The sequence below is a fragment of the Streptomyces sp. NPDC091289 genome (assembly GCF_044757365.1).
Classification (GTDB): Bacteria; Actinomycetota; Actinomycetes; order Streptomycetales; family Streptomycetaceae; genus Streptomyces.
In genome coordinates, this window is record NZ_JBIVUT010000011.1 from 181,860 (window position 1) to 206,778 (window position 24,919).

Annotated in this window: 19 protein-coding genes and 5 tRNA genes; 9 read left to right on the forward strand and 15 right to left on the reverse strand. The window is 69.8% G+C overall.

Going from position 1 to position 24,919, the window contains the following annotated elements; translation table 11 throughout:
- Positions 1–88: 88 nt before the first annotated feature.
- From ACIQPT_RS16895 to leuC, 3 genes are all read right to left on the reverse strand, one after another.
- The gene (locus tag ACIQPT_RS16895) at positions 89–316 is read right to left on the reverse strand and encodes a hypothetical protein (protein WP_030589444.1); all 228 of its coding nucleotides are present in this window, start codon (positions 314–316) and stop codon (positions 89–91) included.
- Positions 317–420: 104 nt separating this feature from the next.
- Complete coding sequence (leuD, locus tag ACIQPT_RS16900; RefSeq protein ID WP_401156602.1) at positions 421–1,014, reverse strand: 3-isopropylmalate dehydratase small subunit; 594 nt, start codon at positions 1,012–1,014, stop codon at positions 421–423.
- A 2-nt stretch (positions 1,015–1,016) separates the two neighbouring features.
- The gene (gene leuC, locus ACIQPT_RS16905) at positions 1,017–2,444 is read right to left on the reverse strand and encodes a 3-isopropylmalate dehydratase large subunit (RefSeq protein ID WP_401156603.1); all 1,428 of its coding nucleotides are present in this window, start codon (positions 2,442–2,444) and stop codon (positions 1,017–1,019) included.
- A 173-nt stretch (positions 2,445–2,617) separates the two neighbouring features.
- Here leuC and ndgR point away from each other — a divergent pair, with 173 nt between their 5' ends.
- On the forward strand, positions 2,618–3,334 hold the full coding sequence (gene ndgR / locus ACIQPT_RS16910; RefSeq protein ID WP_003966003.1) for an IclR family transcriptional regulator NdgR: 717 nt from the start codon (positions 2,618–2,620) through the stop codon (positions 3,332–3,334).
- A 207-nt stretch (positions 3,335–3,541) separates the two neighbouring features.
- On the opposite strand, the gene ACIQPT_RS16915 is transcribed toward ndgR, so the two are convergent.
- From ACIQPT_RS16915 to ACIQPT_RS16955, 9 genes are all read right to left on the reverse strand, one after another.
- Positions 3,542–3,614 (reverse strand) — tRNA-Glu (locus tag ACIQPT_RS16915).
- Positions 3,615–3,634: 20 nt separating this feature from the next.
- A tRNA-Gln gene (locus tag ACIQPT_RS16920) sits at positions 3,635–3,706 on the reverse strand.
- A 12-nt stretch (positions 3,707–3,718) separates the two neighbouring features.
- Positions 3,719–3,791 (reverse strand) — tRNA-Glu (locus ACIQPT_RS16925).
- A 60-nt stretch (positions 3,792–3,851) separates the two neighbouring features.
- Positions 3,852–3,924: transfer RNA gene (locus ACIQPT_RS16930), tRNA-Glu, on the reverse strand.
- Between the two features lie 38 nt (positions 3,925–3,962).
- A tRNA-Gln gene (locus tag ACIQPT_RS16935) sits at positions 3,963–4,034 on the reverse strand.
- Positions 4,035–4,122: 88 nt separating this feature from the next.
- Positions 4,123–4,842: an HAD family hydrolase gene (locus tag ACIQPT_RS16940; protein ID WP_401156606.1), complete on the reverse strand. Its 720-nt coding sequence runs from the start codon at positions 4,840–4,842 to the stop codon at positions 4,123–4,125.
- A gap of 101 nt (positions 4,843–4,943) precedes the next feature.
- Positions 4,944–6,428: a glutamate--tRNA ligase gene (gltX, locus tag ACIQPT_RS16945; RefSeq protein WP_401156608.1), complete on the reverse strand. Its 1,485-nt coding sequence runs from the start codon at positions 6,426–6,428 to the stop codon at positions 4,944–4,946.
- Positions 6,421–7,206, reverse strand: a complete 786-nt coding sequence (locus ACIQPT_RS16950; RefSeq protein WP_401156610.1) for a fumarylacetoacetate hydrolase family protein — start codon at positions 7,204–7,206, stop codon at positions 6,421–6,423. The genes gltX and ACIQPT_RS16950 overlap by 8 nt, the downstream gene beginning before the upstream one ends.
- Positions 7,207–7,299: 93 nt before the next feature.
- The gene (locus ACIQPT_RS16955; protein WP_401156611.1) at positions 7,300–7,482 is read right to left on the reverse strand and encodes a hypothetical protein; all 183 of its coding nucleotides are present in this window, start codon (positions 7,480–7,482) and stop codon (positions 7,300–7,302) included.
- Between the two features lie 585 nt (positions 7,483–8,067).
- Here ACIQPT_RS16955 and ACIQPT_RS16960 point away from each other — a divergent pair.
- The 8 genes from ACIQPT_RS16960 to ACIQPT_RS16995 all read left to right on the forward strand — a co-directional run bounded on the left by ACIQPT_RS16960 (position 8,068) and on the right by ACIQPT_RS16995 (position 18,733).
- A complete protein-coding gene (locus tag ACIQPT_RS16960) occupies positions 8,068–11,907 on the forward strand; it encodes a nitrate- and nitrite sensing domain-containing protein (RefSeq protein ID WP_401156612.1) in 3,840 nt (1,279 codons plus the stop codon).
- Between the two features lie 9 nt (positions 11,908–11,916).
- Positions 11,917–12,330 carry a roadblock/LC7 domain-containing protein gene (locus tag ACIQPT_RS16965; RefSeq protein ID WP_006127850.1) on the forward strand — a complete coding sequence of 138 codons (414 nt, stop codon included), beginning with the start codon at positions 11,917–11,919 and terminating at the stop codon, positions 12,328–12,330.
- Positions 12,331–12,465: 135 nt separating this feature from the next.
- The gene (locus tag ACIQPT_RS16970) at positions 12,466–12,873 is read left to right on the forward strand and encodes a DUF742 domain-containing protein (RefSeq protein ID WP_003966010.1); all 408 of its coding nucleotides are present in this window, start codon (positions 12,466–12,468) and stop codon (positions 12,871–12,873) included.
- The gene (locus tag ACIQPT_RS16975) at positions 12,854–13,435 is read left to right on the forward strand and encodes an ATP/GTP-binding protein (RefSeq protein ID WP_003966011.1); all 582 of its coding nucleotides are present in this window, start codon (positions 12,854–12,856) and stop codon (positions 13,433–13,435) included. The genes ACIQPT_RS16970 and ACIQPT_RS16975 overlap by 20 nt, the downstream gene beginning before the upstream one ends.
- A gap of 361 nt (positions 13,436–13,796) precedes the next feature.
- On the forward strand, positions 13,797–17,000 hold the full coding sequence (locus ACIQPT_RS16980; RefSeq protein WP_401156614.1) for a nitrate- and nitrite sensing domain-containing protein: 3,204 nt from the start codon (positions 13,797–13,799) through the stop codon (positions 16,998–17,000).
- Between the two features lie 10 nt (positions 17,001–17,010).
- Positions 17,011–17,424: a roadblock/LC7 domain-containing protein gene (locus tag ACIQPT_RS16985; RefSeq protein ID WP_006127847.1), complete on the forward strand. Its 414-nt coding sequence runs from the start codon at positions 17,011–17,013 to the stop codon at positions 17,422–17,424.
- A 90-nt stretch (positions 17,425–17,514) separates the two neighbouring features.
- Complete coding sequence (locus tag ACIQPT_RS16990; protein WP_401156615.1) at positions 17,515–18,171, forward strand: DUF742 domain-containing protein; 657 nt, start codon at positions 17,515–17,517, stop codon at positions 18,169–18,171.
- Positions 18,152–18,733, forward strand: coding sequence for an ATP/GTP-binding protein (locus tag ACIQPT_RS16995; RefSeq protein ID WP_014048542.1), 582 nt, complete (start codon positions 18,152–18,154; stop codon positions 18,731–18,733). The genes ACIQPT_RS16990 and ACIQPT_RS16995 overlap by 20 nt, the downstream gene beginning before the upstream one ends.
- Positions 18,734–18,831: 98 nt before the next feature.
- Here ACIQPT_RS16995 and ACIQPT_RS17000 read toward each other — a convergent pair whose 3' ends face one another.
- The 3 genes from ACIQPT_RS17000 to ACIQPT_RS17010 form a co-directional block, all read right to left on the reverse strand.
- Positions 18,832–19,035, reverse strand: a complete 204-nt coding sequence (locus ACIQPT_RS17000) for an acyl-CoA carboxylase subunit epsilon (RefSeq protein WP_366706598.1) — start codon at positions 19,033–19,035, stop codon at positions 18,832–18,834.
- Between the two features lie 71 nt (positions 19,036–19,106).
- Positions 19,107–20,690: an acyl-CoA carboxylase subunit beta gene (locus ACIQPT_RS17005; RefSeq protein WP_030589479.1), complete on the reverse strand. Its 1,584-nt coding sequence runs from the start codon at positions 20,688–20,690 to the stop codon at positions 19,107–19,109.
- 263 nt (positions 20,691–20,953) lie between these two features.
- The gene (locus ACIQPT_RS17010; RefSeq protein WP_401156617.1) at positions 20,954–24,823 is read right to left on the reverse strand and encodes an endo-alpha-N-acetylgalactosaminidase family protein; all 3,870 of its coding nucleotides are present in this window, start codon (positions 24,821–24,823) and stop codon (positions 20,954–20,956) included.
- Positions 24,824–24,919: the final 96 nt, after the last annotated feature.

Here is a 24,919-nt window from a genome sequence, read left to right on the forward strand (position 1 = left end):
TTAGGCAGATATATACCGCAAATCAAACACGAAACGGGCTAATCACCCTAGTGCCGCAACGAAGTCGACCGATGCGCAGTTCCACGTGTCAGTCACCTTCGGGGAATCGGCCCTCATCGAGGTCCTTCATCATCCGGTCCAGACGCCTTGCCGCGTCCGGGAGATCGTGCTTCGCCGCGGCCGTGACGACCAGCAGCTTCCGGGTCAGCGCCATCCGTACGCCCTCCGGGACTTGCAGTGCACGCACCTTCGCGTGCGCTTCCTTCAATCGGTCGGCGACTTGGCCATAGAGCTTGAGTTGGCTGTCGCGTTCCATGCACCGATTGTGCCATCTGGGGCGAGTTGTCGCCCGACGGGGTCTCAACAAGCGACTGCGCCCCCTGCCGGGAGGCAGGGGGCGCAGTCCTGGAAAAGCGCTGCTCAGGCGGCAATGGTACGCGGCTTGAAGACCGGCCTTGCCGCCTCGTACGTCGCGATGTCCGCTTCGTTCTGAAGGGTGAGGCTGATGTCGTCGAGGCCGTTCAGCAGCCGCCAGCGGGCGTTCTCGTCGAGTTCGAAGTCGGCGGTGATGCCCTCGGCGCGGACCTGGCGGGCCTCCAGGTCGACGGTCACCTCGGCGGTCGGGTCGGCCTCCGTCAGCTCCCAGAGGGCGTCCACGACCTTCTGCTCCAGAACCACCGTGAGCAGGCCGTTCTTCAGCGAGTTGCCGCGGAAGATGTCGGCGAAGCGGGAGGAGACGACGGCCTTGAAGCCGAAGTTCTGCAGGGCCCAGACCGCGTGTTCGCGGGAGGAGCCCGTACCGAAGTCGGGACCGGCGACCAGGACCGAGGCGCCCTGGCGCTCGGGGCGGTTGAGGACGAAGTTCTCGTCCTTGCGCCAGGCTTCGAAGAGGCCGTCCTCGAACCCGTCGCGGGTGACCTTCTTCAGCCAGTGGGCGGGGATGATCTGGTCGGTGTCGACGTTGCTGCGGCGCAGCGGAACGGCCCGGCCGGTGTGCGTGGTGAATGCTTCCATGGCTATCGGACTCCGGCGGGGGTACGGGCGTCGGACAGGTCGGCGGGCGAGGCCAGATGGCCCAGCACCGCGGTGGCGGCGGCGACCTGGGGCGAGACCAGGTGGGTGCGGCCGCCCTTGCCCTGCCGGCCCTCGAAGTTGCGGTTCGAGGTGGAGGCGGAGCGCTCGCCGGGGGCCAGCTGGTCGGGGTTCATGCCGAGGCACATCGAGCAACCCGCGTGCCGCCATTCGGCGCCGGCCTCGGTGAAGACCTTGTCCAGGCCCTCGGAGACGGCCTGGAGGGCGACCCGGACCGAGCCGGGGACGACCAGCATCCGTACGCCTCTCGCGACTTTGCGGCCGTCCAGGATCGAGGCCGCGTTGCGCAGGTCCTCGATGCGGCCGTTGGTGCACGAACCTACGAAGACGGTGTCGACGTTGATGTCACGCAGCGGCTGCCCGGCGGTCAACCCCATGTACTCCAGGGCCTTTTCGGCGGCGAAGCGCTCCGAGGCGTCCTCGTACGAGGCCGGGTCGGGGACGTTGGCCGACAGGGGCGCGCCCTGGCCGGGGTTGGTGCCCCAGGTGACGAACGGGGCGAGTTCGGTGGCGTCGATGACGACCTCGGCGTCGAACACCGCGTCGTCGTCGGAGCGCAGCGTCTTCCAGTACGCGACGGCCGCGTCCCAGTCCTCGCCCACGGGAGCGTGGTCGCGGCCCTCGAGGTAGTCGAAGGTGGTGGCGTCCGGGGCGATCATGCCCGCGCGGGCGCCGGCCTCGATCGACATGTTGCAGATGGTCATCCGGGCCTCCATCGAGAGCTTCTCGATGGCGGAGCCGCGGTATTCGAGGATGTAGCCCTGGCCGCCGCCGGTGCCGATCCGGGCGATGATGGCCAGGATCAGGTCCTTGGCGGTGACCTCGTCGGGCAGTTCGCCCTCGACCGTGATGGCCATGGTCTTCGGGCGGGCCAGCGGCAGCGTCTGGGTGGCCAGGACGTGCTCCACCTGGCTGGTGCCGATGCCGAACGCCAGCGCGCCGAACGCGCCGTGCGTGGAGGTGTGGGAGTCGCCGCAGACCACGGTGGTGCCCGGCTGGGTCAGCCCCAGCTGCGGGCCCACCACGTGGACGACGCCCTGCTCGACGTCGCCCAGCGGGTGCAGCCGTACGCCGAAGTCCGCGCAGTTCTTGCGCAGGGTCTCCAGCTGGGCGCGCGAGACGGGGTCCGCGATCGGCTTGTCGATGTCGAGGGTCGGGGTGTTGTGGTCCTCGGTGGCGATGGTGAGGTCGAGGCGCCGTACCGGACGTCCGGCCTGGCGCAGACCGTCGAAGGCCTGCGGGCTGGTCACCTCGTGCAGCAGGTGCAGATCGATGAAGAGAAGGTCGGGCTCGCCCTCCGCGCGCCGGACGACATGGTCGTCCCAGACCTTCTCCGCGAGTGTCCTACCCATCGCTTTCCCTCCGGCCGGCGTCTTCGCCGGCCCAACTAGAGATCGGTGTGCCTCCGTCCGGACCCCCGTGCGGGGCGGTGGCTACGAGCCGTTGTGCGGCCGCCCCTACAGGTTCGCAACTTCCGCCGAAAATTGAACTTGCGTTTCACAGAGTGAGACGGGAGTATCGTCGTATGGACAACTCTAGCGGCGTCGGCGTTCTCGACAAGGCAGCTCTGGTATTGAGCGCCCTGGAGTCCGGTCCGGCCACCCTCGCCGGGCTGGTCGCGGCGACAGGGCTCGCACGGCCCACGGCCCATCGACTGGCCGTGGCACTGGAACACCACCGGATGGTGGCGAGGGATATGCAGGGCCGGTTCATTCTCGGCCCCCGGCTGTCGGAACTGGCAGCCGCGGCGGGCGAGGACCGCCTGCTGGCCACGGCCGGACCGGTACTCACCCACCTGCGCGACATCACCGGCGAGAGCGCGCAGCTCTACCGCCGGCAGGGCGACATGCGCATCTGCGTGGCAGCGGCGGAACGGCTGTCCGGACTCCGGGACACGGTGCCGGTCGGCTCCACGCTCACGATGAAGGCGGGTTCCTCCGCCCAGATCCTGATGGCCTGGGAGGAGCCGGAGCGCCTGCACCGGGGCCTCCAGGGCGCCCGGTTCACGGCGACGGCGCTCTCCGGCGTACGGCGACGGGGCTGGGCCCAGTCGATCGGTGAGCGGGAGCCGGGCGTCGCCTCGGTCTCCGCCCCGGTGCGCGGCCCCTCGAACCGGGTGGTCGCCGCGGTCTCGGTCTCCGGGCCGATCGAGCGCCTGACCCGTCACCCGGGCCGGATGCACGCCCAGGCCGTCATCGACTCGGCAGCGCGGCTGAGCGAGGCCCTGCGCCGCACGGGCTGACCTCCCGCCCGCACGACTTCTCCCCCCTCTTCCGGAAGGCCGCCCCAGCGCCGTGGCGGCCCTTTTCTTTTCCCGGCCGCCCCCGCCGCCCCCGGCCGCCACCCCAACCACCGTGGAGCGCGGGAGAGTTGCCTCCCCCACATCTCTTGCCGGGACACGGAGAAGGCCCTCCACCGAAGTGAAGGGCCTTCCCGTACCGCTCTGTTGTACCCCCGACCGGATTCGAACCGGCGCTACTGCCGTGAGAGGGCAGCGTGCTAGGCCGCTACACAACGGGGGCGTGGTTACTGCTGACTTGCGCTGGGCTACCAGGACTCGAACCTAGAATGACGGTACCAGAAACCGTAGTGTTGCCAATTACACCATAGCCCATGGTGAGACAAGTACCCCCGACCGGATTCGAACCGGCGCTACTGCCGTGAGAGGGCAGCGTGCTAGGCCGCTACACAACGGGGGCCCTAGCGATCCTGCATCAAGAACGTGGGTGCGACCCAGATGTTCTCGCGGGAAGGATCTGTACCCCCGACCGGATTCGAACCGGCGCTACTGCCGTGAGAGGGCAGCGTGCTAGGCCGCTACACAACGGGGGCTTGTCCTGCTGATCGTGCTCGTACTGCTTGGTCTTGCGCTGGGCTACCAGGACTCGAACCTAGAATGACGGTACCAGAAACCGTAGTGTTGCCAATTACACCATAGCCCACTGAAATGCAACCCCTGGTGGGGGCTTCACTTCTGTCTGCGCTTCCCGGCCGGATCTTTCGGCCCGCTCGGGCGGCGCAGAAAGAACATTACCCGAAGGTGTCCGGCGCTCCAAAACGGGTATTGCCCGCCAGCAGGCCGGGCAGCTGGTCGAGCCCGGTGATCGTCACGAGATCCGGCCTCCCGCCCCTCCCCCGCCGGTCGAGCCAGATCCCCGTGAGCCCGGCGGCCACGGCCCCGCTCGCGTCGATGTCGGGTTCGTCGCCCACGTACGCCACCTCGTGCGGCTCCAGCGCGAGCGCCTCGCAGGCGGCGTGGAAGGCGCCGGCCTCCGGCTTGGAGATGCCGAGCTCCACGGCGCAGACCATCGACTCGAAGCGGTCCCGGACGCCGAGGGCGGTGAGTTTGTGGTGCTGGTGGTGGGTGTTGGCATTGGAGAGGATCCCGTGCCGGTAGCCGGGGTCCAGCAGGTCGAGTACGGGCAGCACGTCCGGGAAGAGCGCCCAGGCGGATTCGTAGTGAGCGGCGTGGCGTCCGAACCACGCCTCGGCCTCGGCGTCCGCCAGCTCCTGCGAGAGGAACTCCCGCACCCGGTCCCGCCGCTGTCCGGGGAAGTCCGTCTCTCCGGCGACCATGCGCGCCCAGTGCCTCACGCTCAGCGCCCGCCAGGCGTCGAGGGCCACGTCCACCGAAGCGTATGCCTCGGGCAGGCCCTCGCGCTCCAGGTGCCGGCGCATACCGGTGCGGTCGGCCCCCGAGTAGTCGAAGATCGTGTCGTCGATGTCCCAGAGCACGGCGCGGATCGGCATGGATCTCACGGTAGCCGTCGGCGGGCGGCCGCGGAGGGGGAAAATGGAGGAGGGCCGCAGCCGGTCGGCCGCGGCCCTCCTCGGGGCGTTCTGTCGCTGCGTTACGCGGTCAGCTTCGCCAGCGCCGCGTCCACGCGGGCCAGGCTCTTCTCGCGGCCCAGGATCTGCAGGGACTCGAAGAGCGGCAGGCCGACGGTGCGGCCGGTGACGGCGACGCGGACCGGGGCCTGCGCCTTGCCGAGCTTGAGGCCGTGGGCCTCACCGGCGGTGAGGACGGCGTTCTTCAGGGACTCCGGGTCGCTCCAGTCGGCCGCTTCCAGGTGGGCGCGGGCCGTGGTCAGGAGCGCGGCCGGGTCGCCCTTCATCGCCTTGGTCCAGGACGCCTCGTCCTCGACCGGCTCGTCGAGGAAGAGGAAGTCGACGTTGTCGGTGATGTCGGAGAGGACCGTGACGCGGGTCTGGGCGTACGGGGCGATCGCCGTCCACTTCTCCGCGTCGAAGGCCTCGGGGGCCCAGGGCGCGAAGGGTGCCTGCAGCCAGGGGCCGCAGGCCTCGGCGAAGGCCTTCACATCCAGCTTGCGGATGTGCTCGGCGTTGATGTGCTCGCACTTCTTGAGGTCGAAGCGGGCCGGGTTGGCGTTGACGTCCTCGATGTCGAACGCCGCGATCAGCTCGTCCATCGAGAAGATGTCGCGGTCCTCGGCGATCGACCAGCCGAGCAGCGAGAGGTAGTTCAGCAGTCCCTCGGGGAGGAAACCGCGCTCCCGGTAGAGGTTGAGGGAGGCCTGCGGGTCGCGCTTGGAGAGCTTCTTGTTGCCCTCGCCCATGACGTACGGCAGGTGACCGAAGGCGGGGGTGCCCTTGGCGATGCCCAGCTCGATGAGCGCCCGGTACAGGGCGATCTGGCGCGGGGTGGAGGAGAGCAGGTCCTCGCCGCGCAGGACGTGGGTGATCTCCATCAGGGCGTCGTCGACCGGGTTGACCAGGGTGTAGAGCGGGGCCCCGTTGGCGCGGACGATGCCGTAGTCCGGGACGTTCTCCGGCTGGACGGTGATGTCGCCGCGGACCAGGTCGGTGAAGGTGATGGCCTCGTCGGGCATCCGGAAGCGGACGATCGAGCTGCGGCCCTCGGCCTCGTACGCGGCCTTCTGCTCGGCGGTGAGGTCGCGGCAGTGGCCGTCGTAGCCGGACGGCTTCCCGGCGGCGCGGGCGGCGTCGCGGCGGGTGTCCAGCTCCTCGGTGGTGCAGTAGCAGGGGTAGGCGTACCCGGCGGCGAGGAGCTTCTCGGCGACGTCCTTGTACAGGTCCATCCGCTGCGACTGGCGGTAGGGGGCGTGCGGACCGCCGATCTCGGGGCCCTCGTCCCAGTCCAGGCCCAGCCAGCGCATCGAGTCGAGCAGCTGCTGGTAGGACTCCTCCGAGTCGCGCGCCGCGTCGGTGTCCTCGATCCGGAAGACCAGGGTGCCCTGGTGGTGCCGGGCGAAGGCCCAGTTGAAGAGCGCCGTCCGGACCAGGCCCACGTGCGGGTTGCCGGTCGGGGAGGGACAGAAACGGACGCGGACAGGTGCCGCTGGTGCGTTAGCCACGCTTGATCACCTTGTTGGTGAGAGTGCCGATGCCTTCGATGGTGACGGCGACCTCGTCGCCGACGTGCAGGGGTCCGACCCCTGCGGGGGTGCCCGTGAGGATCACGTCGCCCGGGAGGAGGGTCATGGCCTCCGTGATGTGGACGATCAGGTCCTCGATGGAGCGGACCATGTCGCTCGTGCGGCCGAGCTGCCGCTGCTCGCCGTTGACCGTGGCCTGGATGGTGAGGTCGTGGGGGTCCACGTCGGTCTCCACCCAGGGGCCCAGCGGGCAGGAGGTGTCGAAGCCCTTGGCGCGGGCCCACTGCTTCTCGCGCTGCTGCACATCGCGGGCGGTGACGTCGTTGGCGCAGGTGTAGCCGAGGATGACGTCCTTGACGCGCTCGCGGGGGACCTCGCGGCACATGCGGCCGATGACCACGGCCAGCTCGGCCTCGTGGTGCAGCTCGTTGGAGAAGGAGGGGTACTCGATCGCGTCGCCGGAGCCGATCACCGAGGTGGTGGGCTTGAAGAAGGTGATCGGCGCGTCGGGGACCTCGTGGCCGAGTTCGGCGGCGTGCTCCGCGTAGTTGCGGCCGATGGCCACGACCTTGTTGGGGAGCACGGGGGGCAGCAGCCGGACCTTGTTCAGCGGGACCTTGGTGCCCGAGAGCTCGAAGTCGGCGTACGGAATGCCCTTGATGATGTCGAGGACGAGGTCACCGGATTCCACGGTGCCCTGTCCCTCGACGGCGCCGAAGGCGACATTGCCGTCGATGGAGAACCTGGCGATGCGCACGGGATGCTGTCGCCCCTCACTTGCTGGCTGGCTGAAGACTGACGCTCCAGGCTAGCGCGCATGAGGGGGACGGCCGTGCGTACGACGGGGGTACTACTGGGCCGCCGCGACCGGGGCTTCCATCAGGATGGTGCGGCGCGGGTTGGCCGTCACGGTCGGCAGGTCGGCGGCGTGCTCCGGCGTCAGGGGCGTCTGCAGCGCTGCGGCGTCCTCGAGGTGCGCCAGCGTGGTGCGCCGGGGGTTGGCAATGTTGCGGAACATCGTCGTCGTCTTCATCTGCCGTCAGGACCCTTGTCGGTGTGGGCGCCGCTCGTCGCGGCGCCGGCTTGTCGGATTCGCCATCCCTGTAAAGCGTCAGGCTAAACATCCGATTCCCCGCCGGAGCCGGGATGAGGCGACGATCATCATGTGAGTTTGCTCACGAACTAATGGACAATTCACCCATTGCGGACAGTCGACTCCGGTCCAGAAAACGGACATTGCATCACTGAATCCACCATTCCGCTCCTGATCATCGCGACTGGGACACCCCCCACCCCTAGGTGACTCCTCCCCAATGGTCCGCTTTACCCACGATCACTCTGCACTGCTTGTTACTCGTTCATCACAACGTGTCACCCAGGTCACAGCCCGGTACATGGGCCTTGTTGGAGATCCTGCACTGTGCTGGAATTCCACGCACCGCCGCGGGTTTCAAGGCCGGCGCGCAGGGGCGCAACGCAGCGCCGAGTGGCGGCGGGAGGGGGAAGTTCGCCGGTCACTCACACGACCACCATGGGGCGCGTCCAGCGCCCCACGAAGCCGACACCGTTCTGGTCCGCACACGCGGGCGGGACGCCTGGTCCAGAGGTTGCGACGCTAGTGCAGGGACGTTTCAAGAGGGATGGCAGCGCTCCGGCGGAACAGGAGCCGCGCGGCGGGACCGACCGCGGTTCCTCGCCCCAGCACGCCCAGAACCCCGGGCCGGCCGGTGCCGGCGACAACAGCGACCGTGCGCAGCGCCCGGGCTCCACGACGAGCAGCGGTGCGGAGCCGAACGCGCCCGCACAGCCGCGCGGCCCGGTCGACACGGGTTCGCGAATAGCGCTCCGTAACTGGCGCATCAGCACGCGACTGGTCTCGCTCCTCGCCCTCCCCGTGGTCGCCGCGACCAGCCTGGGCGGTCTGAGGATCAACGAGTCCATGACCGACATGCAGCAGCTGGAGCACATGCAGCTGCTGACGAAGATGACCAAGCAGGCGACCTCGCTCGCCCAGGCGCTCCAGGTGGAGCGCGACCAGTCGGCCGGTCCGCTGTCGAACAAGTCCAAGCCCACCGACTACAAGGTCACCGGGCCCCGGGACAAGACCGACCGGGCCAAGGACGCCTTCCTCGACGAGACCGACTCGATCGGCGACTCCGAGGGCGACGAGGCGCTCGACAGCATCCACGCGAGCATCTCGCAGATCGCCTCCCAGCTCGGCACCATCCGTACGATCCGCAAGACGGCGTACGAAGAGGGCGCACCGAGTCTCAACACGGTCGACCAGTACAACCAGCTGATCACCTCGCTGCTGAGCCTCTCGCAGGACATGGCGCAGGCGACCAGCAACCCGGACATGATCAAGCGGACCCGGGCCCTGGCGGCGTTCTCCTCCGCCAAGGAGTACGCCTCGGTCCAGCGCGCGATCATCGCCGCGGCGCTGCCCGGCGGTTCGGTCACGAAGCCGCACCTCAACCCGAACGACCGGCAGTTCGGCTCCAACGCGCTCGCCAAGGAGTCCCGGGCCCTCACCTCGTTCAAGACGATCTACGGGACGACCGGGGAGAGCGCCGAGGAGCTCATGGCTCCCCTGGACAACGGCAACCCGGAGATCAACGCCGGGAACATGTACGCCAAGCGGATCCTGGACACCACGAACGGGATCGAGGGCAAGCAGGTCCGGTCGTACCTGGACTGGTACGACCAGAGCACCATCAAGATCAAGGCCATGGAGACGATCGAGGCCACCCTCCTCAGCGACATGGAGGCCAAGGCCCGCGAGCTGCGCCAGGCCTCCCAGCGCGACGCGATCATCAACGGTGCGGTCATCTTCATCGTGCTCGGCGTCTCGCTCGTCGGCGCCTTCGTGGTGGCCCGCTCCATGATCCGTTCGCTGCGGCGTCTGCAGGACACCGCCACCCGGGTCGCCCAGGACCGGCTGCCCGAGCTCGTCAAGCAGCTCTCCGAGACCGACCCGCAGGACGTCGACACCTCCGTCGAGTCCGTCGGTGTGCACTCCCGGGACGAGATCGGCCAGGTGGCCGCGGCCTTCGACGACGTGCACCGCGAGGCCGTCCGCCTCGCCGCCGAGCAGGCCCTCCTCCGGGGCAACGTCAACGCGATGTTCACCAACCTCTCGCGCCGCTCCCAGGGCCTCATCCAGCGCCAGCTCTCGCTCATCTCCGAGCTGGAGTCCCGCGAGGCCGACCCGGACCAGCTGTCCTCGCTCTTCAAGCTCGACCACCTCGCGACCCGTATGCGCCGTAACGGCGAGAACCTCCTCGTCCTCGCGGGCGAGGAGCCGGGCCGCCGGTGGACCCGCCCCGTCCCGCTGGTCGACGTGCTCCGTGCCGCCGCCTCCGAGGTGGAGCAGTACGAGCGCATCGAGCTGTCCGCGGTGCCCGCCACCGAGGTCGCCGGCCGGGTCGTCAACGACCTCGTGCACCTGCTCGCCGAGCTGCTGGAGAACGCCACGTCGTTCTCCTCGCCGCAGACGAAGGTCCGGGTCACCGGTCACGCGCTGCCCGACGGGCGGGTGCTCGTCGAGATCCACGACACCGGCATCGGCCTCTCCCCCGAGGACCTCGCCGCGATCAACGAGCGGCTCGCGCAGCCGCCGACGGTGGACGTCTCCGTCTCCCGCCGCATGGGTCTGTTCGTGGTCGGCCGGCTGTCGCTGCGTCACGGCATCCGGATCCAGCTGCGCCCCTCCGACTCCGGTGGTACGACCGCACTGGTCATGCTGCCCGTCGACGTCGCGCACGGCGGCAAGCAGCCGCCGTCCAAGCAGGGTCCGGGGCAGCAGCAGCCCGGCGCCCCGGGCGGTCTGCTCGCGGGCAGCGGGAACGGCGCGGGCAACGGCCAGCGTGCGGGTCTCGGCAGCGGTCCCGGCGGACCGGGCGCCAAGAGCCTCGGCGGTGGACCCGGCGCACAGCGCGGCCAGGTCGGCGCCGGCGCGGGTCCCCGGGCGGCGCTGCCGGCCCGGGACAGCGCGGCGGGCCGTCCGCAGGGCCCGGGTTCCGACGGCCGGCCGAACAACGGCGGGCCGGGCCAGGACTTCCCGGCCCAGGGCCAGGGTCAGGCCCCCCAGCGGCAGGGCAACGGCGGCCTCTCCGGCGCCTTCGGCAACAGTGCCCGGCTCGGTGCCCGCGGTGCCCAGGGCGGCCCCCAGGGCGACGCGCCCGGCCGCGGCGACTCGGGGCAGCCCAACCTGTTCGGGCACGGCGCTCCGCCCTCCCCCGGGCAGAACGGCCGCCCGGGCCAGTTCGCACCGCCGAACCAGCAGAACCAGCAGAGCCCGTCCGGCTGGCAGAACCAGCAGGGTCAGCAGGGCCAGTCGAACCAGCAGGGTCAGCAGGGTCCCGGGGCGCAGCAGCCCCAGGGCCGTCAGGAGCAGAACGGTCCCGCCCAGGGCTGTTTCCAGCAGTCCGGCGGCCCCGGCCGTCAGCTGCCGCCGCCCGGTGGACCGCGTGCCGAGCTGCCCGGGGGCAACCCGCAGCCGCAGCGGCCGGCGGCCACCAGCTGGGGCGCCGACACCCCGCGCGGTCACGAGGAGCACGACGCGACCGGGCAGTTCGCCCGTCCGGCGGGCCCCGGCCAGGACCCGGCGTTCAACGCCCCGCTGAACCAGCGGCCGTCGGACGACCGCCAGGGCCCCGGCGCGACCTCCGAGTTCGCCCGGCCCGACTTCTCGGCGCCGGCGGCTCCCCAGGACGGTTCGTACCCGCAGCAGGCTCCGCAGGGCCAGGACCCGGCGAGCACCGCGCAGTTCGCCCGGCCCGACTTCGGTGTCCCGCAGCAGCCGAACCAGAACCAGCAGGGTCTGGGCCAGCACGGCCAGAACCAGCAGGGCCAGGGCCAGTACGACCAGGGTCAGCAGCTGCCCGCGCCGCGTCAGCGCGGCCTGGACGGCAACGACTTCGGTGCGCCGCGTCCGGCACTGCCCCAGCAGCCCCAGCAGCCGGAGGCCCTGCCGCCGGCCGGTCCGGGGGACGGCCGTACGCCGCTGTACGACACCCTGGAGACGAACTGGTTCCACGGTCCGGGCCAGGGCGGCCAGCAGCCGCCCGCCGAACCGCAGGCGCCGGCCGCTCCGGAGCCCACCGGTGTGCCCGTTCCGCCCATGCCCCAGCGTGGTGCGGCCGACACCTCGGTCACCAGTTCCTGGCGGGCCTCGCCCAACGACGAACTCGTACGCCAGGCCGAGCGGGTCAAGAAGCCCGCGGCCGGTGGTATCACCACTTCCGGGCTGCCCCGCCGTGTTCCCCGCGCCAATTTGGTTCCGGGGACCGCACAGCAGCAGAATCACCAGTCCGGACCTCAGGTTTCGCGCGCGCCCGATGACGTGCGCGGTCGTCTGACCAATCTCCGCCGGGGCATCCAGCAGGGTCGGCAGGCCAACAACGGCCCGCAGACCGGCAGTATCCATCTCGGCCCCACTCACCAGCAGGAGCGTTAGTTGAGCCCCATGAGTCAGGCCGCGCAGAATCTGAACTGGCTGATCACCAACTTCGTGGACAACACCCCAGGGGTGTCCCACACGGTGGTGGTCTCCGCGGATGGCCTGCTGCTGGCGATGTCCGAAGGATTCCCGCGCGACCGCGCCGACCAGCTCGCCGCTGTCGCGTCCGGTCTCACCTCGCTGACCGCGGGCGCGTCCCGGATCTTCGAGGGCGGCGCCGTCAGTCAGACGGTCGTGGAGATGGAGCGGGGATTTCTCTTCCTCATGTCCATCTCCGACGGTTCGTCACTGGCCGTTCTGGCCCACCCGGACGCCGACATCGGTCTGGTCGGGTACGAAATGGCCCTCCTGGTCGACCGTGCGGGCACCGTCCTCACGCCCGACCTCCGCGCCGAGCTCCAAGGCAGTCTGCTCCATTAGGCGGCCATCCAGCGGATTCACGACACGATCCCCCCAGGTAATGCCCACAACCCTCACCCGTCAGGCCGCTTTAGTCCCCTCACCGGCCCCTTGCAGACGGCAAGCCGAGAACCTGCTGTCACGCCCGGAGGATTCATGACCCCGCCACCCGCCTCACCCGATCCGTACGGCGCACTGCACCACGCGTCGTACGACGGGGAAGGCGACCAGCCGCTGGTTCGTCCTTATGCCATGACCGGCGGCCGGACCCGGCCGCGCTACCAGCTCGCGATAGAGGCTCTGGTCAGTACGACGGCAGACCCGGCGCATCTGGGGACCCTGCTCCCCGAGCACCAGCGGATCTGCCACCTCTGCCGTGAGGTCAAGTCGGTGGCGGAGGTGTCGGCACTGCTGTCGATGCCGCTCGGCGTCGCCCGGATCCTGGTGGCGGACCTGGCGGAAGCCGGCATGGTGGCCATCCACCAGCCGGGCAACGGAGAGGCCGGCGGCGCGCCGGATGTGACACTGCTCGAAAGGGTGCTCAGTGGACTTCGCAAGCTCTAGTGGCGGCACGGGCCGCGCCACCACCTCGGCGAAGATCGTGGTGGCGGGCGGCTTCGGCGTGGGCAAGACCACGTTCGTCGGCGCCGTTTCGGAGATCAACCCGCTGCGCACCGAGGCCGTCATGACGTCCGCGTCCGCGGGCATCGACGATCTGACCCACACCGGGGACAAGACGACGACCACCGTCGCCATGGACTTCGGCCGCATCACGCTCGACCAGGACCTGATCCTGTACCTCTTCGGTACGCCGGGTCAGGACCGCTTCTGGTTCATGTGGGACGACCTGGTCCGCGGCGCCATCGGCGCCGTCGTCCTCGTCGACACCCGCCGTCTCGCCGACTGCTTCCCCGCGGTCGACTACTTCGAGAACAGCGGTCTCCCCTTCGTCATCGCCCTCAACGGCTTCGACGGACACCAGCCCTACACGCCCGACGAGGTGCGCGAGGCGCTCCAGATCGGTCCCGACGCGCCCATCATCACGACGGACGCCCGGCACCGGGCGGACGCCAAGAGCGGCCTGATCACGCTGGTCGAGCACGCACTGATGGCACGTCTGAAGTAGTTCTTCCACCAGGCGTAAGTCGTTATCGGCATACGGACATTGCAGTAGTCATGCGGGGGCGGCCTGTGTCGTTTGACACGATCCGCCCCCGCGTTCATAACGTTTCGACAGAGAATTGACTCCACGCCGCCACCCGATGCATCCATTCGGTGCCACTGCGCTCACATGAGCCCCGCCTTTTGACGGGGCTCGCTCTTTATGCCCGTTTTATCTGAGGCCTGGGCCACTCGGAATCGGTGATTCCGAGTGTTTGGAACGGGGCCGGTCCCCGTGCTGCAATTCGACGAACTCCCCAGTAGTACGGCCCTGAACGAATAATCCGGCACAGCGTAGGTGCCGACGCCGAGAGGTTGTTGGTCGAGTGAGGCGAAGCAACGAGGGCTCCGCGACGCAGCCCGAGCGGGGCAACTTCACCCCGCCGTCGCGCGCTGCGGCGCCCCCTGCGGATGTGCCCGGTCCGGAGCCCGTCGAGAGCGGCAGCACCAGCCGGATGTCCCCGCGCAACTGGCGCGTGGCCACCCGGCTGAACGCGATCCTCCTGATCCCGGTGCTGGTCGGCCTGGTCATGGGCGGCTTCCAGGTGAAGGGCTCCATCGACACCTGGAGCGAGGCGCAGGACGCCGAGAAGATCGCGGTCGTCGTGCGCGCCGCGTCCGAATACGGACAGGCGCTCCTGAACGAGCGGGACCTCACCGCACAGCCGCTGCTCTCGGGCGACCGTGACGCCGATGTGGTCGAGCAGACCCGGGCCACCACGGACGAGGCGGCCCGCAAGTTCGACACCGCGGTCAAGGACATGCCGTCGAAGCCGGGCCTGGAGCGCCGGCTGAAGCTCTTCAAGAGCGAGGAGCCCAAGCTCCCCGAGCTGCGCAAGGCCGCCTACTCGCAGGCGCTGGACCCGGTGAAGACCGAAGAGGGCTACGTCCAGGTCCAGCACTCGCTGATGGAGTTCTCCAACGAGCTCGGCCTCGGCACCGGCAACATCACCAGCTACGGCCGTACCGTCTACGCGATCGAGCTGTCCAAGGCTGCAGAATCGCTTCAGCGCTCGATCGGCATGCATCTGCTGGTGCGCCCGAGCCAGAAGCCGGGTACGTACAACGACCAGGTCAAGGCCTTCGGCTCGTACAACTACCTGGAGCAGATCGCGCTCGGCGAGTTCAACTCCGGCGGCACCCAGGCCGACGTCGACCGCCTCAAGCAGGTCATGGCCGGCAAGGCCGCCGAGGGCGCCAGGCAGCTCAAGGCCGCCAAGGAGCAGGCCGAGGCCGCGGGCAAGCCCTTCGTGGCCCCGCCGAGCATCGACGGTTCGGTATTCGACGGCATGGCCCAGGAGATCGGCAAGGGCCAGGACCCGAAGGACCTGGCCGCCAAGGGCATCACGCCCGAGACCTGGATGGCGGCGGCGACCGCGAAGTTCGAGGGGTACGCCACCGTCGAGGACGATCTCGTCACCAAGGCGGTGGACGAGGCCGCGAACATCTCCTCGGACGCCAAGACCGACGCCATCGTCAACGGCCTCATCGTCGTCATCGCCCTGCTGGCCGCGTTCATCCTGGCCGGGCTCATGGCCCGCCAGATGAGCCGCTCGATGCGCCAGCTGCGTACCGCCGCCTTCGGTATCGCCGAGCAGCGGCTGCCCTCCCTCGTCGACCAGCTCTCGCGCACCGACCCGGGCCGGGTCGACACCCGGGTGCAGCCGATCCCCATCACCACGCAGGACGAGATCGGCGAGGTCGCCCGCGCCTTCGACCAGGTGCACCGCGAGGCCGTCCGGCTCGCCGCCGAGCAGGCCATGCTGCGGGGCAACGTCAACGCGATCTTCACGAACCTCTCGCGCCGTAACCAGTCGCTCATCGAGGGCCAGCTGACCCTCATCACCGACCTGGAGAACAACGAGGCCGACCCGGACCAGCTGGAGAGCCTCTTCAAGCTGGACCACCTGGCGACCCGTATGCGCCGCAACGGCGAGAACCTCCTCGTCCTCGCGGGCGAGGAGCCCGGCCGCCGCTGGAACCAGCCGGTTCCGCTGGTCGACGTCCTGCGGGCGGCCTCCTCCGAGGTGGAGTCCTACGAGCGCATCCAGCTGACCGGCGTGCCGGAGAGCGAGATCCACGGCCAGGCCGTCACCGACCTCGTGCACCTGCTGGCCGAGCTGCTGGAGAACGCCACCACGTTCTCCTCGCCGCAGACCAAGGTCAAGGTCACCGCGACCCGGCTGCCCGACGGCCGCGTCATGGTCGAGATCCACGACAAGGGCATCGGCCTCACCGCCGAGGACTTCGCCGACATCAACCACAAGCTGGCCAACCCGCCGACCGTGGACGCCGCGGTGTCCCAGCGCATGGGCCTGTTCGTGGTCGGCCGGCTGGCCGACCGGCACGGGATCCGGGTCCAGCTGCGCCCCTCGGGCGAGCAGGCCGGGACCACCTCGCTGGTCATGCTGCCGGACGCCATCACCCATGGTGGCGGTGGCGAACCGGGCGGCGGCCAGGACGACTTCACCGTCTCCTCGATCATCCCCGAGCAGCAGCAGGCCTTCGAGCCGGCGCCGCAGCAGGCCCCGATGCGTACGGCGGCGGAGCTCGGCTTCGACGACTCGCGCTACGAGGTCCCGGCGGACCCGGGCCAGCTGGACCCGGTCAACCGCTCGCTGATGCGCGAGGAGCGCAGGGCGGCCCTGGAGGCCCAGACGGGCACCGGCGGCCCGTTCGGGGACAACTCCCAGGAGCAGCAGGGCTACGCACCGGAACCGTACGCGGGCGACCCGTACGGCGGTCAGCAGCAGCCGCAGCAGCAGGGGTACGCCGACGAGCACTACGGCCAGGACCAGTACGGGCAGCAGCCGCATCAGCCGCAGCAGCAGGATCCGTACCAGGGGTCGTACGAACAGCAACAGTACGGCGCCGAGAACGGTTACCAGCAGCAGGACCAGCAGCCGCAGCAGGGGCAGTACGCCGACCCGTACGCGGTTCCGGCGGACCAGTCCCACCAGGATGATTGGCCTGTTCAGAGCGGTTTCCAGAACGCTTATGAGCCGATTGCTCCCGCTGAATCGGAATCTGTTCCGAGCACGCCCGCGGAGCCTTCGGAGCGCGTAGGCTTCGAGCGTCCGGGACCCACCCCGAACGTCGGCCACGAGCTGACCGAAGCCGGTCTGCCGCGCCGCGGCGGTCAGCAGCACTGGCAGCCCGGCCCCGGCGGCCGCGGCAACGACCAGCCCGCTCCGACTCCTCAGCGGCAGCCGCAGCAGGAACAGCGGCAGGACCCGCAGACGGACGGGGACGGCACCGACGACTGGCGCTCGACGAACGACGAGCGCTGGGAGCGGGCCGAGAAGCTCCGTGAGCCGAAGGCGGGCGGAATAACCCCCTCCGGTCTCCCCCGGCGCGTACCCAAGGCCAACCTGGTCGAGGGCACGGCGGAGCAGACCCAGCAGGGCGGCCCACAGGTCTCCCGCGCCCCCGAGGACGTCCGCGGCAGGTTGAGCAACCTGCGGCGGGGGATCCAGCGGGGACGCAGCGCGGGGTCGGACACCAGTACCACCTACAACCAGGAGCGTTAGTGTGAGCCCGATGAGCCAGGCGGCGCAGAATCTCAACTGGTTGATCACCAATTTCGTGGACAACACCCCCGGGGTGTCGCACACGGTGGTGGTCTCCGCCGACGGACTCCTGCTGGCGATGTCCGAAGGTTTCCCGCGCGACCGCGCCGACCAGCTGGCGGCCGTCGCCTCCGGTCTGACGTCGCTGACCGCGGGCGCCTCGCGGATCTTCGAGGGCGGCGCCGTGAATCAGACCGTTGTGGAGATGGAGCGAGGATTCCTCTTCATCATGTCCATTTCCGACGGATCTTCGCTCGCCGTTCTGGCCCACCCGGACGCCGATATCGGTCTGGTTGGGTACGAAATGGCCCTTCTGGTCGACCGCGCGGGCAGTGTCCTGACTCCGGACCTCCGCGCCGAACTTCAGGGAAGTCTTCTTAACTAGTAGACAGACAGTGCGTTTCTCGCCACCGCGCCATAAAGTGCGGTGGCGCGGCCCCACTGGGATCGGCGACCGGCAGTCGGAGGAGGAAACGTGGCAGCACCCACAGGCGGGCACCCATACAACGGTGACCAGAGGGTTCCGGGTGAGCACGGTGACAACCGTTTCGGCTTCCCTGCCGCACCCGGCGGGCAGGGCCCCGGGCAGTATCAGCCATACCAGCAGCCGCAGCAGCAACAGCCGCAGCAGGGTGCTCACGGTTCACAGGGGTCCGAGTGGCCCCCGCAGCAGCCGGGGTCGGGGTGGCCGCAGCAACCGCAGCAGCCCCAGCGGTACGACGCGCCCCAGCAGCCGCGTATTCAGCCGGTGCAGCAGCGGCGGGCTCCCGAGCCCGCCAAGCCCGCCGCGCACAACCCGCTGGTCCGTCCGTACGCCATGACCGGCGGCCGGACCCGACCGCGTTACCAGCTCGCCATCGAGGCGCTGGTCAGCACCACGGCCGATCCGTCCCGGCTGCAAGGGCAGTTGCCCGAGCACCAGCGGATCTGCCGGCTCTGCATCGAGATCAAGTCGGTCGCCGAGATCTCGGCCCTTCTCTCGATCCCCCTCGGCGTTGCCCGGATCCTCGTCGCCGACCTGGCCGAGGCCGGACTCGTCGCTATCCATCAGCCCGGCGGCGACGAGGCCGCCGGCGGCCAGCCAGATGTGACACTGCTCGAAAGGGTGCTCAGTGGACTTCGCAAGCTCTAGCGGCGGAGCGGCCCGCTCCACTACCTCGGCGAAGATCGTGGTGGCAGGGGGCTTCGGCGTGGGTAAGACCACGTTTGTCGGTGCCGTTTCGGAGATCAATCCGCTGCGCACCGAAGCCGTGATGACGTCCGCCTCGGCGGGCATCGACGATTTGACCCACACCGGGGACAAGACCACCACGACGGTGGCCATGGACTTCGGACGCATCACCCTGGACCAGGACCTGATCCTGTACCTCTTCGGTACGCCGGGTCAGGACCGCTTCTGGTTCATGTGGGACGACCTGGTCCGCGGCGCCATCGGCGCCGTCGTCCTCGTCGACACCCGCCGTCTCGCCGACTGCTTCCCCGCGGTCGACTACTTCGAGAACAGCGGACTGCCCTTCGTCATCGCCCTCAACGGCTTCGACGGACACCAGCCCTACACGCCCGACGAGGTGCGCGAGGCGCTGCAGATCGGGCCGGACACCCCGATCCTGACGACGGACGCCCGCCACCGTGCGGATGCCAAGAGCGCGCTCATCACGCTGGTCGAGCACGCGCTGATGGCACGCCTGCGCTGAGGCTCCGGTACGTACGAGGCCTCCGGTACGTACGAGAAGGGCCCCGCACTCCTGAGGAGTGCGGGGCCCTTCTCCGTAAGCCCGTGTGGGCGGGCGGGTCAGCCCTGCCAGCTGTGCGGGGCGCGGAAGCCCGGCGTGCGCTCCAGGCGGCGCCAGCCGGCGGTGTCCCGGCCCCGGTGGGCGGGGGCGGGCGGCTGGGCGGCGGCGCGGGCCATCAGGACGGCGGTGATGGCCGCCAGCTCCTCGGGGTCGGCGTGACCCTTCTCGACGCGCAGGACGGACTCGGCGGACGTCAGGCTCATGGTGGGGTGTCTCCGTCTTCTCGGCAGGATGTCGTGGACCGTGCGGCGGATCGCGCCGCTGCGGAGGACGGCTACTGCGGGGGGTTGCCGTGCTTGCGGGACGGCAGGTCGGCGTGCTTGTTGCGGAGCATGGCGAGCGAGGCGATGAGCACCTCGCGGGTCTCGGCGGGGTCGATGACGTCGTCGACGAGGCCGCGCTCGGCCGCGTAGTAGGGGTGCATCAGCTCGGCCTTGTACTCCTTGACCATGCGGGTGCGCATGGCCTCGGGGTCCTCGGCGTCCGCGATCTGGCGGCGGAAGATGACGTTGGCCGCGCCCTCGGCGCCCATGACCGCGATCTCGTTGGTGGGCCAGGCGTAGGTGAGGTCGGCCCCGATGGACTGGCTGTCCATGACGATGTACGCGCCTCCGTAGGCCTTCCGCAGGATCAGCGAGATCCGCGGCACGGTGGCGTTGCAGTAGGCGTACAGCAGCTTCGCGCCGTGGCGGATGATCCCACCGTGCTCCTGGTCCACGCCCGGCAGGAAGCCGGGGACGTCCAGAAGGGTGATGATCGGGATGTTGAAAGCGTCGCACATCTGGACAAAACGTGCGGCCTTCTCGGAGGCCTCGATGTCCAGGACCCCCGCCAGCGCCTGCGGCTGGTTGGCGACGATGCCGACGACCTGGCCGTCGAGGCGGGCCATGGCGCAGATGATGTTGCGGGCCCAGCGCTCGTGGATCTCCAGGTAGTCGCCGTCGTCGACGAGCTCCTCGATCACCTTGTGCATGTCGTAGGGGCGGTTGCCGTCGGCCGGGACCAGGTCCAGCAGGACGTCGCCGCGCCGGTCGGCGGGGTCGTCGCTCTCGACGGTCGGCGGGTTCTCACGGTTGTTGGAGGGCAGCATCCCGATGAGGTAGCGGACCTCGGCGATGCAGGTCTCCTCGTCGTCGTACGCGAAGTGCGCGACGCCCGACGTCTCGGCGTGGACGTCCGCGCCGCCGAGACCGTTCTGCGTGATCTCCTCGCCGGTCACCGCCTTCACGACGTCCGGCCCGGTGATGAACATCTGCGAGGTCTCACGGACCATGAACACGAAGTCCGTCAGCGCCGGGCTGTAGGCCGCACCGCCCGCACACGGGCCGAGCATCACACTGATCTGCGGGATGACACCGGAGGCCCGGGTGTTGCGCTGGAAGATGCCGCCGTAGCCGGCGAGCGCCGAGACGCCCTCCTGGATACGGGCCCCGGCGCCGTCGTTCAACGACACCAGCGGAGCCCCCGCCGAAATGGCCATGTCCATGATCTTGTGGATCTTCGTGGCGTGGGCCTCGCCCAGCGCCCCGCCGAAGATCCGGAAGTCGTGCGCGTAGACGAAGACGGTGCGACCCTCGACCGTGCCCCACCCGGTGATGACACCGTCGGTGTACGGCTTCTTCGCCTCCAGGCCGAAGCCGGTGGCCCGGTGCCGGCGGAGCTGCTCGACCTCCTTGAACGAACCCGCGTCCAGCAGCAGCTCGATGCGCTCCCGCGCGGTCAGCTTCCCCTTGGCGTGCTGCGCCTCGGTCGCCCGCTCGCTCGGTCCGCGCCGCGCCTGCTCGCGCAGGGCCAGCAGTTCGGCCACCCGGCCTCGGGCGTCGTTCGGCTCACCCTGGGTTTCGTCCACAACGGTCATGTACTGACCCTACGAACCCCGACCCAGAAATCGTGCCGTCGACTCCGAACAGTCTCCTGCCCGGTTTCGTGGTGGGAGTGAACAGAACCACGGCATCGTGCAGGCGATCCACCAGCGAAACGCCGCCTCCGGTTGTGGAGACTCCACAAGTGGAGGGTGTGCCGTGGGCCACATGCCCCTGAGGGGGCCCGAAGGCCCCCTCAGTATCGCGCGGCACCGTTCTCCTGATGTCCACCGCGCCCGGCAAACCGTTCGGCAGGTGTTCAACTTCCGCAGTGGAAGCGGGCGTTGCCCCAGTCGGCGTGGTCGTTGCCATTGCCGTCGCCGCCGTCCTGGACGACCAGCTCGACGTACTTCGCGCCGGTGACGTCGGCGGTGAGCTTCCAGGCGGGGTCGGCCGCCCCCAGTACGGGCGACTCCACCTTCTCCGTGCCGTCGGCGGTGACCGAGAACCGCACACTGCCCCGGGTGGCCTGGACGTCGTCCACGCCCACCTCAGCGGTGAAGGAGGTGCACTTCCCGCCCAGGTAGTAGCGGATCTTCGCCGGGGCGTGCGTGCCCAGGCCCTTGGCGTAGTCGGTGCCGCCGATCTTCAGCGGGCCGCCGTCACCGGTCCCGGCCTCTCCGTTGGACTGATCGCGCTCGACCGGGCCCCAGCCGTTGTCCGATGCGGTCCAGTCGAGATCACTGGCCCAGCTGTCCTCGGTGGGCGGCGGCGGGAGCGTACGGACGGAGGTTCCCGCGCCGAGCGTGCGCGCGGCTCCCCCGACGGCGTACGTGGCCTCCACGTCCAGCGCGTACGTGTCGTACGGGGCGTCGACCGGCGGGGTGACCCGCCAGCTGCCCGTCACCTGCGCGCCCGGGGCGACCGAGTCGAAGGCGACCGCGCCCACCGGCTCGGCCCCCCAGCCCTCGGGGACGGTCAGTGCGAGCTTCACACCGGTGGCGGCACTCGCCTCGTCGTTGCCGAAGGTCGCCTTCACCGTGTTCGGGGCTCCCGGCTCCAGGGTCTCGGCGTCGGCGGCCACACCGAGCGTGCCGCAGACGGCCTCCTGTCCGGCGGGGGCCGGTCCGAGGTCGGTCACGGTGAATCCGTCGAGGACGAAGTCCGCGCCCTCGGGTGCTCCGGACAGCTTGCGCAGCCCGGTCCAGGTGTCGCCGCAGCCCGCGGTGAGCGTCCGGTCGAAGTGCCCGGTGGTGCGCTGCTGCCCGATCGGGGTGGCCCTGGTCTCGGTCGAGGAGGCCTTGCCGTCGGCGACCCGGTCGTAGCCCTCGACCCAGCTGTAGGCCCCCGCGTGGCTGGACTGGTAGTCGAACTCGACCTGGTACCGGTGGCCGTCCTTCATCGGGACGGTCCAGGGGGCGGTGCGGTAGACGAGGCCGGTGTTCTCCTCGTGGGCCTTCAGGGACTCCTTCCCGTCGAGCACGTCGTCGATCAGCTTCCCGTTCCAGCCGGACTGGGTGTACGGGGCGTTCAGCTGCGAAATGCTGGTGCGGGGGTCGGTGGAGCCGCCCGCGTTGCCCTTGAGGAAGGGGCCCCAGCCCTGGTCGACGGCCTCGAAGTCCTCGTACGCCACCGTGCCGGCGCGGGTCGCCGGGGCGTTCTCCACGATCCGTACGTCATCGGCGCGGACCTTCGCCGTGCTGCCGGCCGCCGCCTCGATGCGCAGGGTGGTGCGGCCGTCGGCGGGGGCGGTGAAGTTGACCTTGGCGCGCTGGAAGGAGGTGCCGTGCCAGTCGGACGCGGCGACGAAGTCCTCGGCCGTGGAACGCTCGACGGCCACGGACTTCCCGCCCGCGCTCAGCACCGTACGACGGCTCTCGCCGGGCTCGACCTCGATCAGGGCGGAGGCGGTGTAGCGCTTGCCGGGTGTGAGGCCGGTGACGGTCTGGGAGAGCGAGGCCTCGGCGGAGCCGGAGAGCTCGGCGCTGTTGCGGCCCTGCTCGTCGGTGTCGCGGACGGCGGTGCCGGTCTTCGTCCAGCCCGTCAGGTCACGGTCGTTGAAGCCGGGGTCCGTGAGCTTGGTCCCCTTCCCCCAGTCGGCGGAGGCCTCCTTCGGCGCCCGGTCGGGGTACAGGACGTAGGCCTGTCCGGCGGTGGCGGTCAGCGTGATCTTCCCGTTCGCGGGGCGGACCGTGGCGACCTTCTCCCGCCCGTTGTCGCTGAGCTCATAGACCGTGTACGGGCCCTTGCCGGGCACCTCCCAGGTGCTGGTGCCCCCGGTCTCGCTGTAGTGGTAGAGCTTCTTGCCGCCGTCCCACGGGAGCAGGTAGTCGGTGCCGCTGAGCACCTTGCGGCCCTGGTCGTAGAAGGTCCTCCGGCCGTCCTCGACCGTGCCGCGCACGCCACCGGTGAAGGTGATGTCGTTGCCGTCCCAGCGGGTGATCTGCTGCTGCTGGAGATACTTCGCGGGCAGGTTCTTCTGCCAGATGTTGGCCGTGAAGGCGTTCCAGTCGGTCTCACCGGTCCAGCCCTCGAAGTCCTCCAGGGCGGTCTGGCCGAGGACAGGGTCGTTGTTCCAGATGTCCTTCTCGCCGTTGCGGATGAACCGGATGATCTGCGAGTTCAGGCCCTTGTTGGTGGCTCCGCCGTAGTTGAGGTCGTTGGCCCAGTGCGACCAGAGCGAGGCGCGCTCGAACTTGTCGGCCCACTCGGTGCCGACGGTCCAGCCCTGCTTCTGCACGGCCTGGATCGTCTTGTCGGCGATCCAGCCGTGGCTGTAGTAGACGTCGATGTAGAGGAAGTCGAGGTTCTTGTCGGTCTCGTCGCGCAGTTGCTGGAAGCGCTCGGCCAGGTCGCCGCTGTTGATGTCGCGGCGCTGGTCGATGTAGTAGCTCTGGTTGAGCCAGTTCCAGCCGGGCTTGGTCTTGTCGACGAGCTGCTCGGAGAAGGCGTTGGCCTCCGGGTAGGACTCGGTGGCGTTGACGTGGACGCCGAAGTCGGCGCCCCACTTCTTGCCGTCCTTGAGCAGGGCGTTGAGGTCCTTCAGCCCGCCGGCCCGCTTGTTGTAGTTGCCGCCGTAGTCCGGGTGGGCGGAGTCGTGGCCCTCGGAGCCGTACCCCTTGAGGACGGCGAGCTGGCCGAGGCCGTCGGTGGCCTTCGAGATCCGCTTGACGTCGTCGAGGGTGCGCAGGAAGGGGTGGGTGGCCTGGCTGGCGAAGTTGAACGGGATGTGGGTGACGACCCGCTTCGCGGTCTCCTCGCTGCCGGGCGCGGTGACGCCGATGGAGCGGAAGGCGATCGCCCCGTCCTGCCAGTCGACGGCTTTGTCGCCGTTGGCGTCCGGGGTGACGACGACCTTGGCCCACGGCAGGTTCTCGCCGCTCTCGGGCTTCGGGGCGCCCTCGCCCCGGTAGGTCCACTGGCCGGACCAGACACCGACGCGGACGCCGCCGTCCTCCTCGGTGCGCGCCTGGTGCCAGAAGCGGGCGTCGTCGCCGCCGGTGGCCCCGGCGGGCTTGTCGTACGAGGAGTTGGACTCGACGGCCGCGGCGAGCGAGCCGTTGTTGAGGATCGCGTAACTGGCCCCGACCGGCGCTGCGTCGGGCTTCGTCTCCCCGTCGACCTTGCCGAAGACGTCGGCGGTGCGGGTGGAGTCCGGGTCGAGCGTGGTGAACGCGGTGGCGGCCCCGGCCTCGGCCGACCCGACGGAGATCAGGTCGTGCCCCGGGATGTCGATGGTGCCCACCCGGAAGGCCTCGGTGTCGCGGACGGCGGTCACCTTGAACGTGGTGGCCCGCCCGGAGACGGTGAGCGAGGCGTCGATCTCGACGCCGGGCAGGGAGTCGAAGGCGAGGGTGTAGCGGGCGGCGGAGCGGGTGACCTTCGGCGCGCTCTTGAGCTTCACCGGGTGGGCGGTCCCGTTGAGGGTGACGGCGGTGACCGGCCGGGTGGAGCCGAGCAGTTGCTCGCCGCTCGCCCGGTCGGTGTACGACAGGACGCGCGGGAAGTCGTCGGCGACGGCGACGGCGAGCCGGTCGGACCCGATGACGGCGGAGCCGTCGGCCTCCGCCGCCCCGGTCGGGGAGGGGAACGGATCGGCGGCTGCGGCGGGGAGCGCGGTCCCCGCGAGCGCCAGGACGGCTGCGGAGGCCGCGGCGACCAGGCCGGGGCGAGGGAATCTTGGCGACATGGCCCCTGAGTAGTCGCCGTGTCCGGACACCGTCAACGAACTTCGGCGCCGGGGGCCGACTCCGTCCAACAACCACGGTGCGTTAGTCCAAGTCAG

Coding starts and splice junctions, on each gene's coding strand:
- ACIQPT_RS17000 (WP_366706598.1), bottom strand. CDS start 19,035: ATGAGCCTGACGTCCGCCGAGTCCGTCCTGCGCGTCGAGAAGGGTCAC.
- ndgR (WP_003966003.1), top strand. CDS start 2,618: ATGGACAACTCTAGCGGCGTCGGCGTTCTCGACAAGGCAGCTCTGGTA.
- leuD (WP_401156602.1), bottom strand. CDS start 1,014: ATGGAAGCATTCACCACGCACACCGGCCGGGCCGTTCCGCTGCGCCGC.
- ACIQPT_RS16940 (WP_401156606.1), bottom strand. CDS start 4,842: ATGCCGATCCGCGCCGTGCTCTGGGACATCGACGACACGATCTTCGAC.
- ACIQPT_RS16985 (WP_006127847.1), top strand. CDS start 17,011: ATGAGCCAGGCGGCGCAGAATCTCAACTGGTTGATCACCAATTTCGTG.
- leuC (WP_401156603.1), bottom strand. CDS start 2,444: ATGGGTAGGACACTCGCGGAGAAGGTCTGGGACGACCATGTCGTCCGG.
- ACIQPT_RS17010 (WP_401156617.1), bottom strand. CDS start 24,823: ATGTCGCCAAGATTCCCTCGCCCCGGCCTGGTCGCCGCGGCCTCCGCA.
- ACIQPT_RS16970 (WP_003966010.1), top strand. CDS start 12,466: ATGACCCCGCCACCCGCCTCACCCGATCCGTACGGCGCACTGCACCAC.
- ACIQPT_RS16955 (WP_401156611.1), bottom strand. CDS start 7,482: ATGAAGACGACGACGATGTTCCGCAACATTGCCAACCCCCGGCGCACC.
- ACIQPT_RS16965 (WP_006127850.1), top strand. CDS start 11,917: ATGAGTCAGGCCGCGCAGAATCTGAACTGGCTGATCACCAACTTCGTG.
- ACIQPT_RS16895 (WP_030589444.1), bottom strand. CDS start 316: ATGGAACGCGACAGCCAACTCAAGCTCTATGGCCAAGTCGCCGACCGA.
- ACIQPT_RS17005 (WP_030589479.1), bottom strand. CDS start 20,690: ATGACCGTTGTGGACGAAACCCAGGGTGAGCCGAACGACGCCCGAGGC.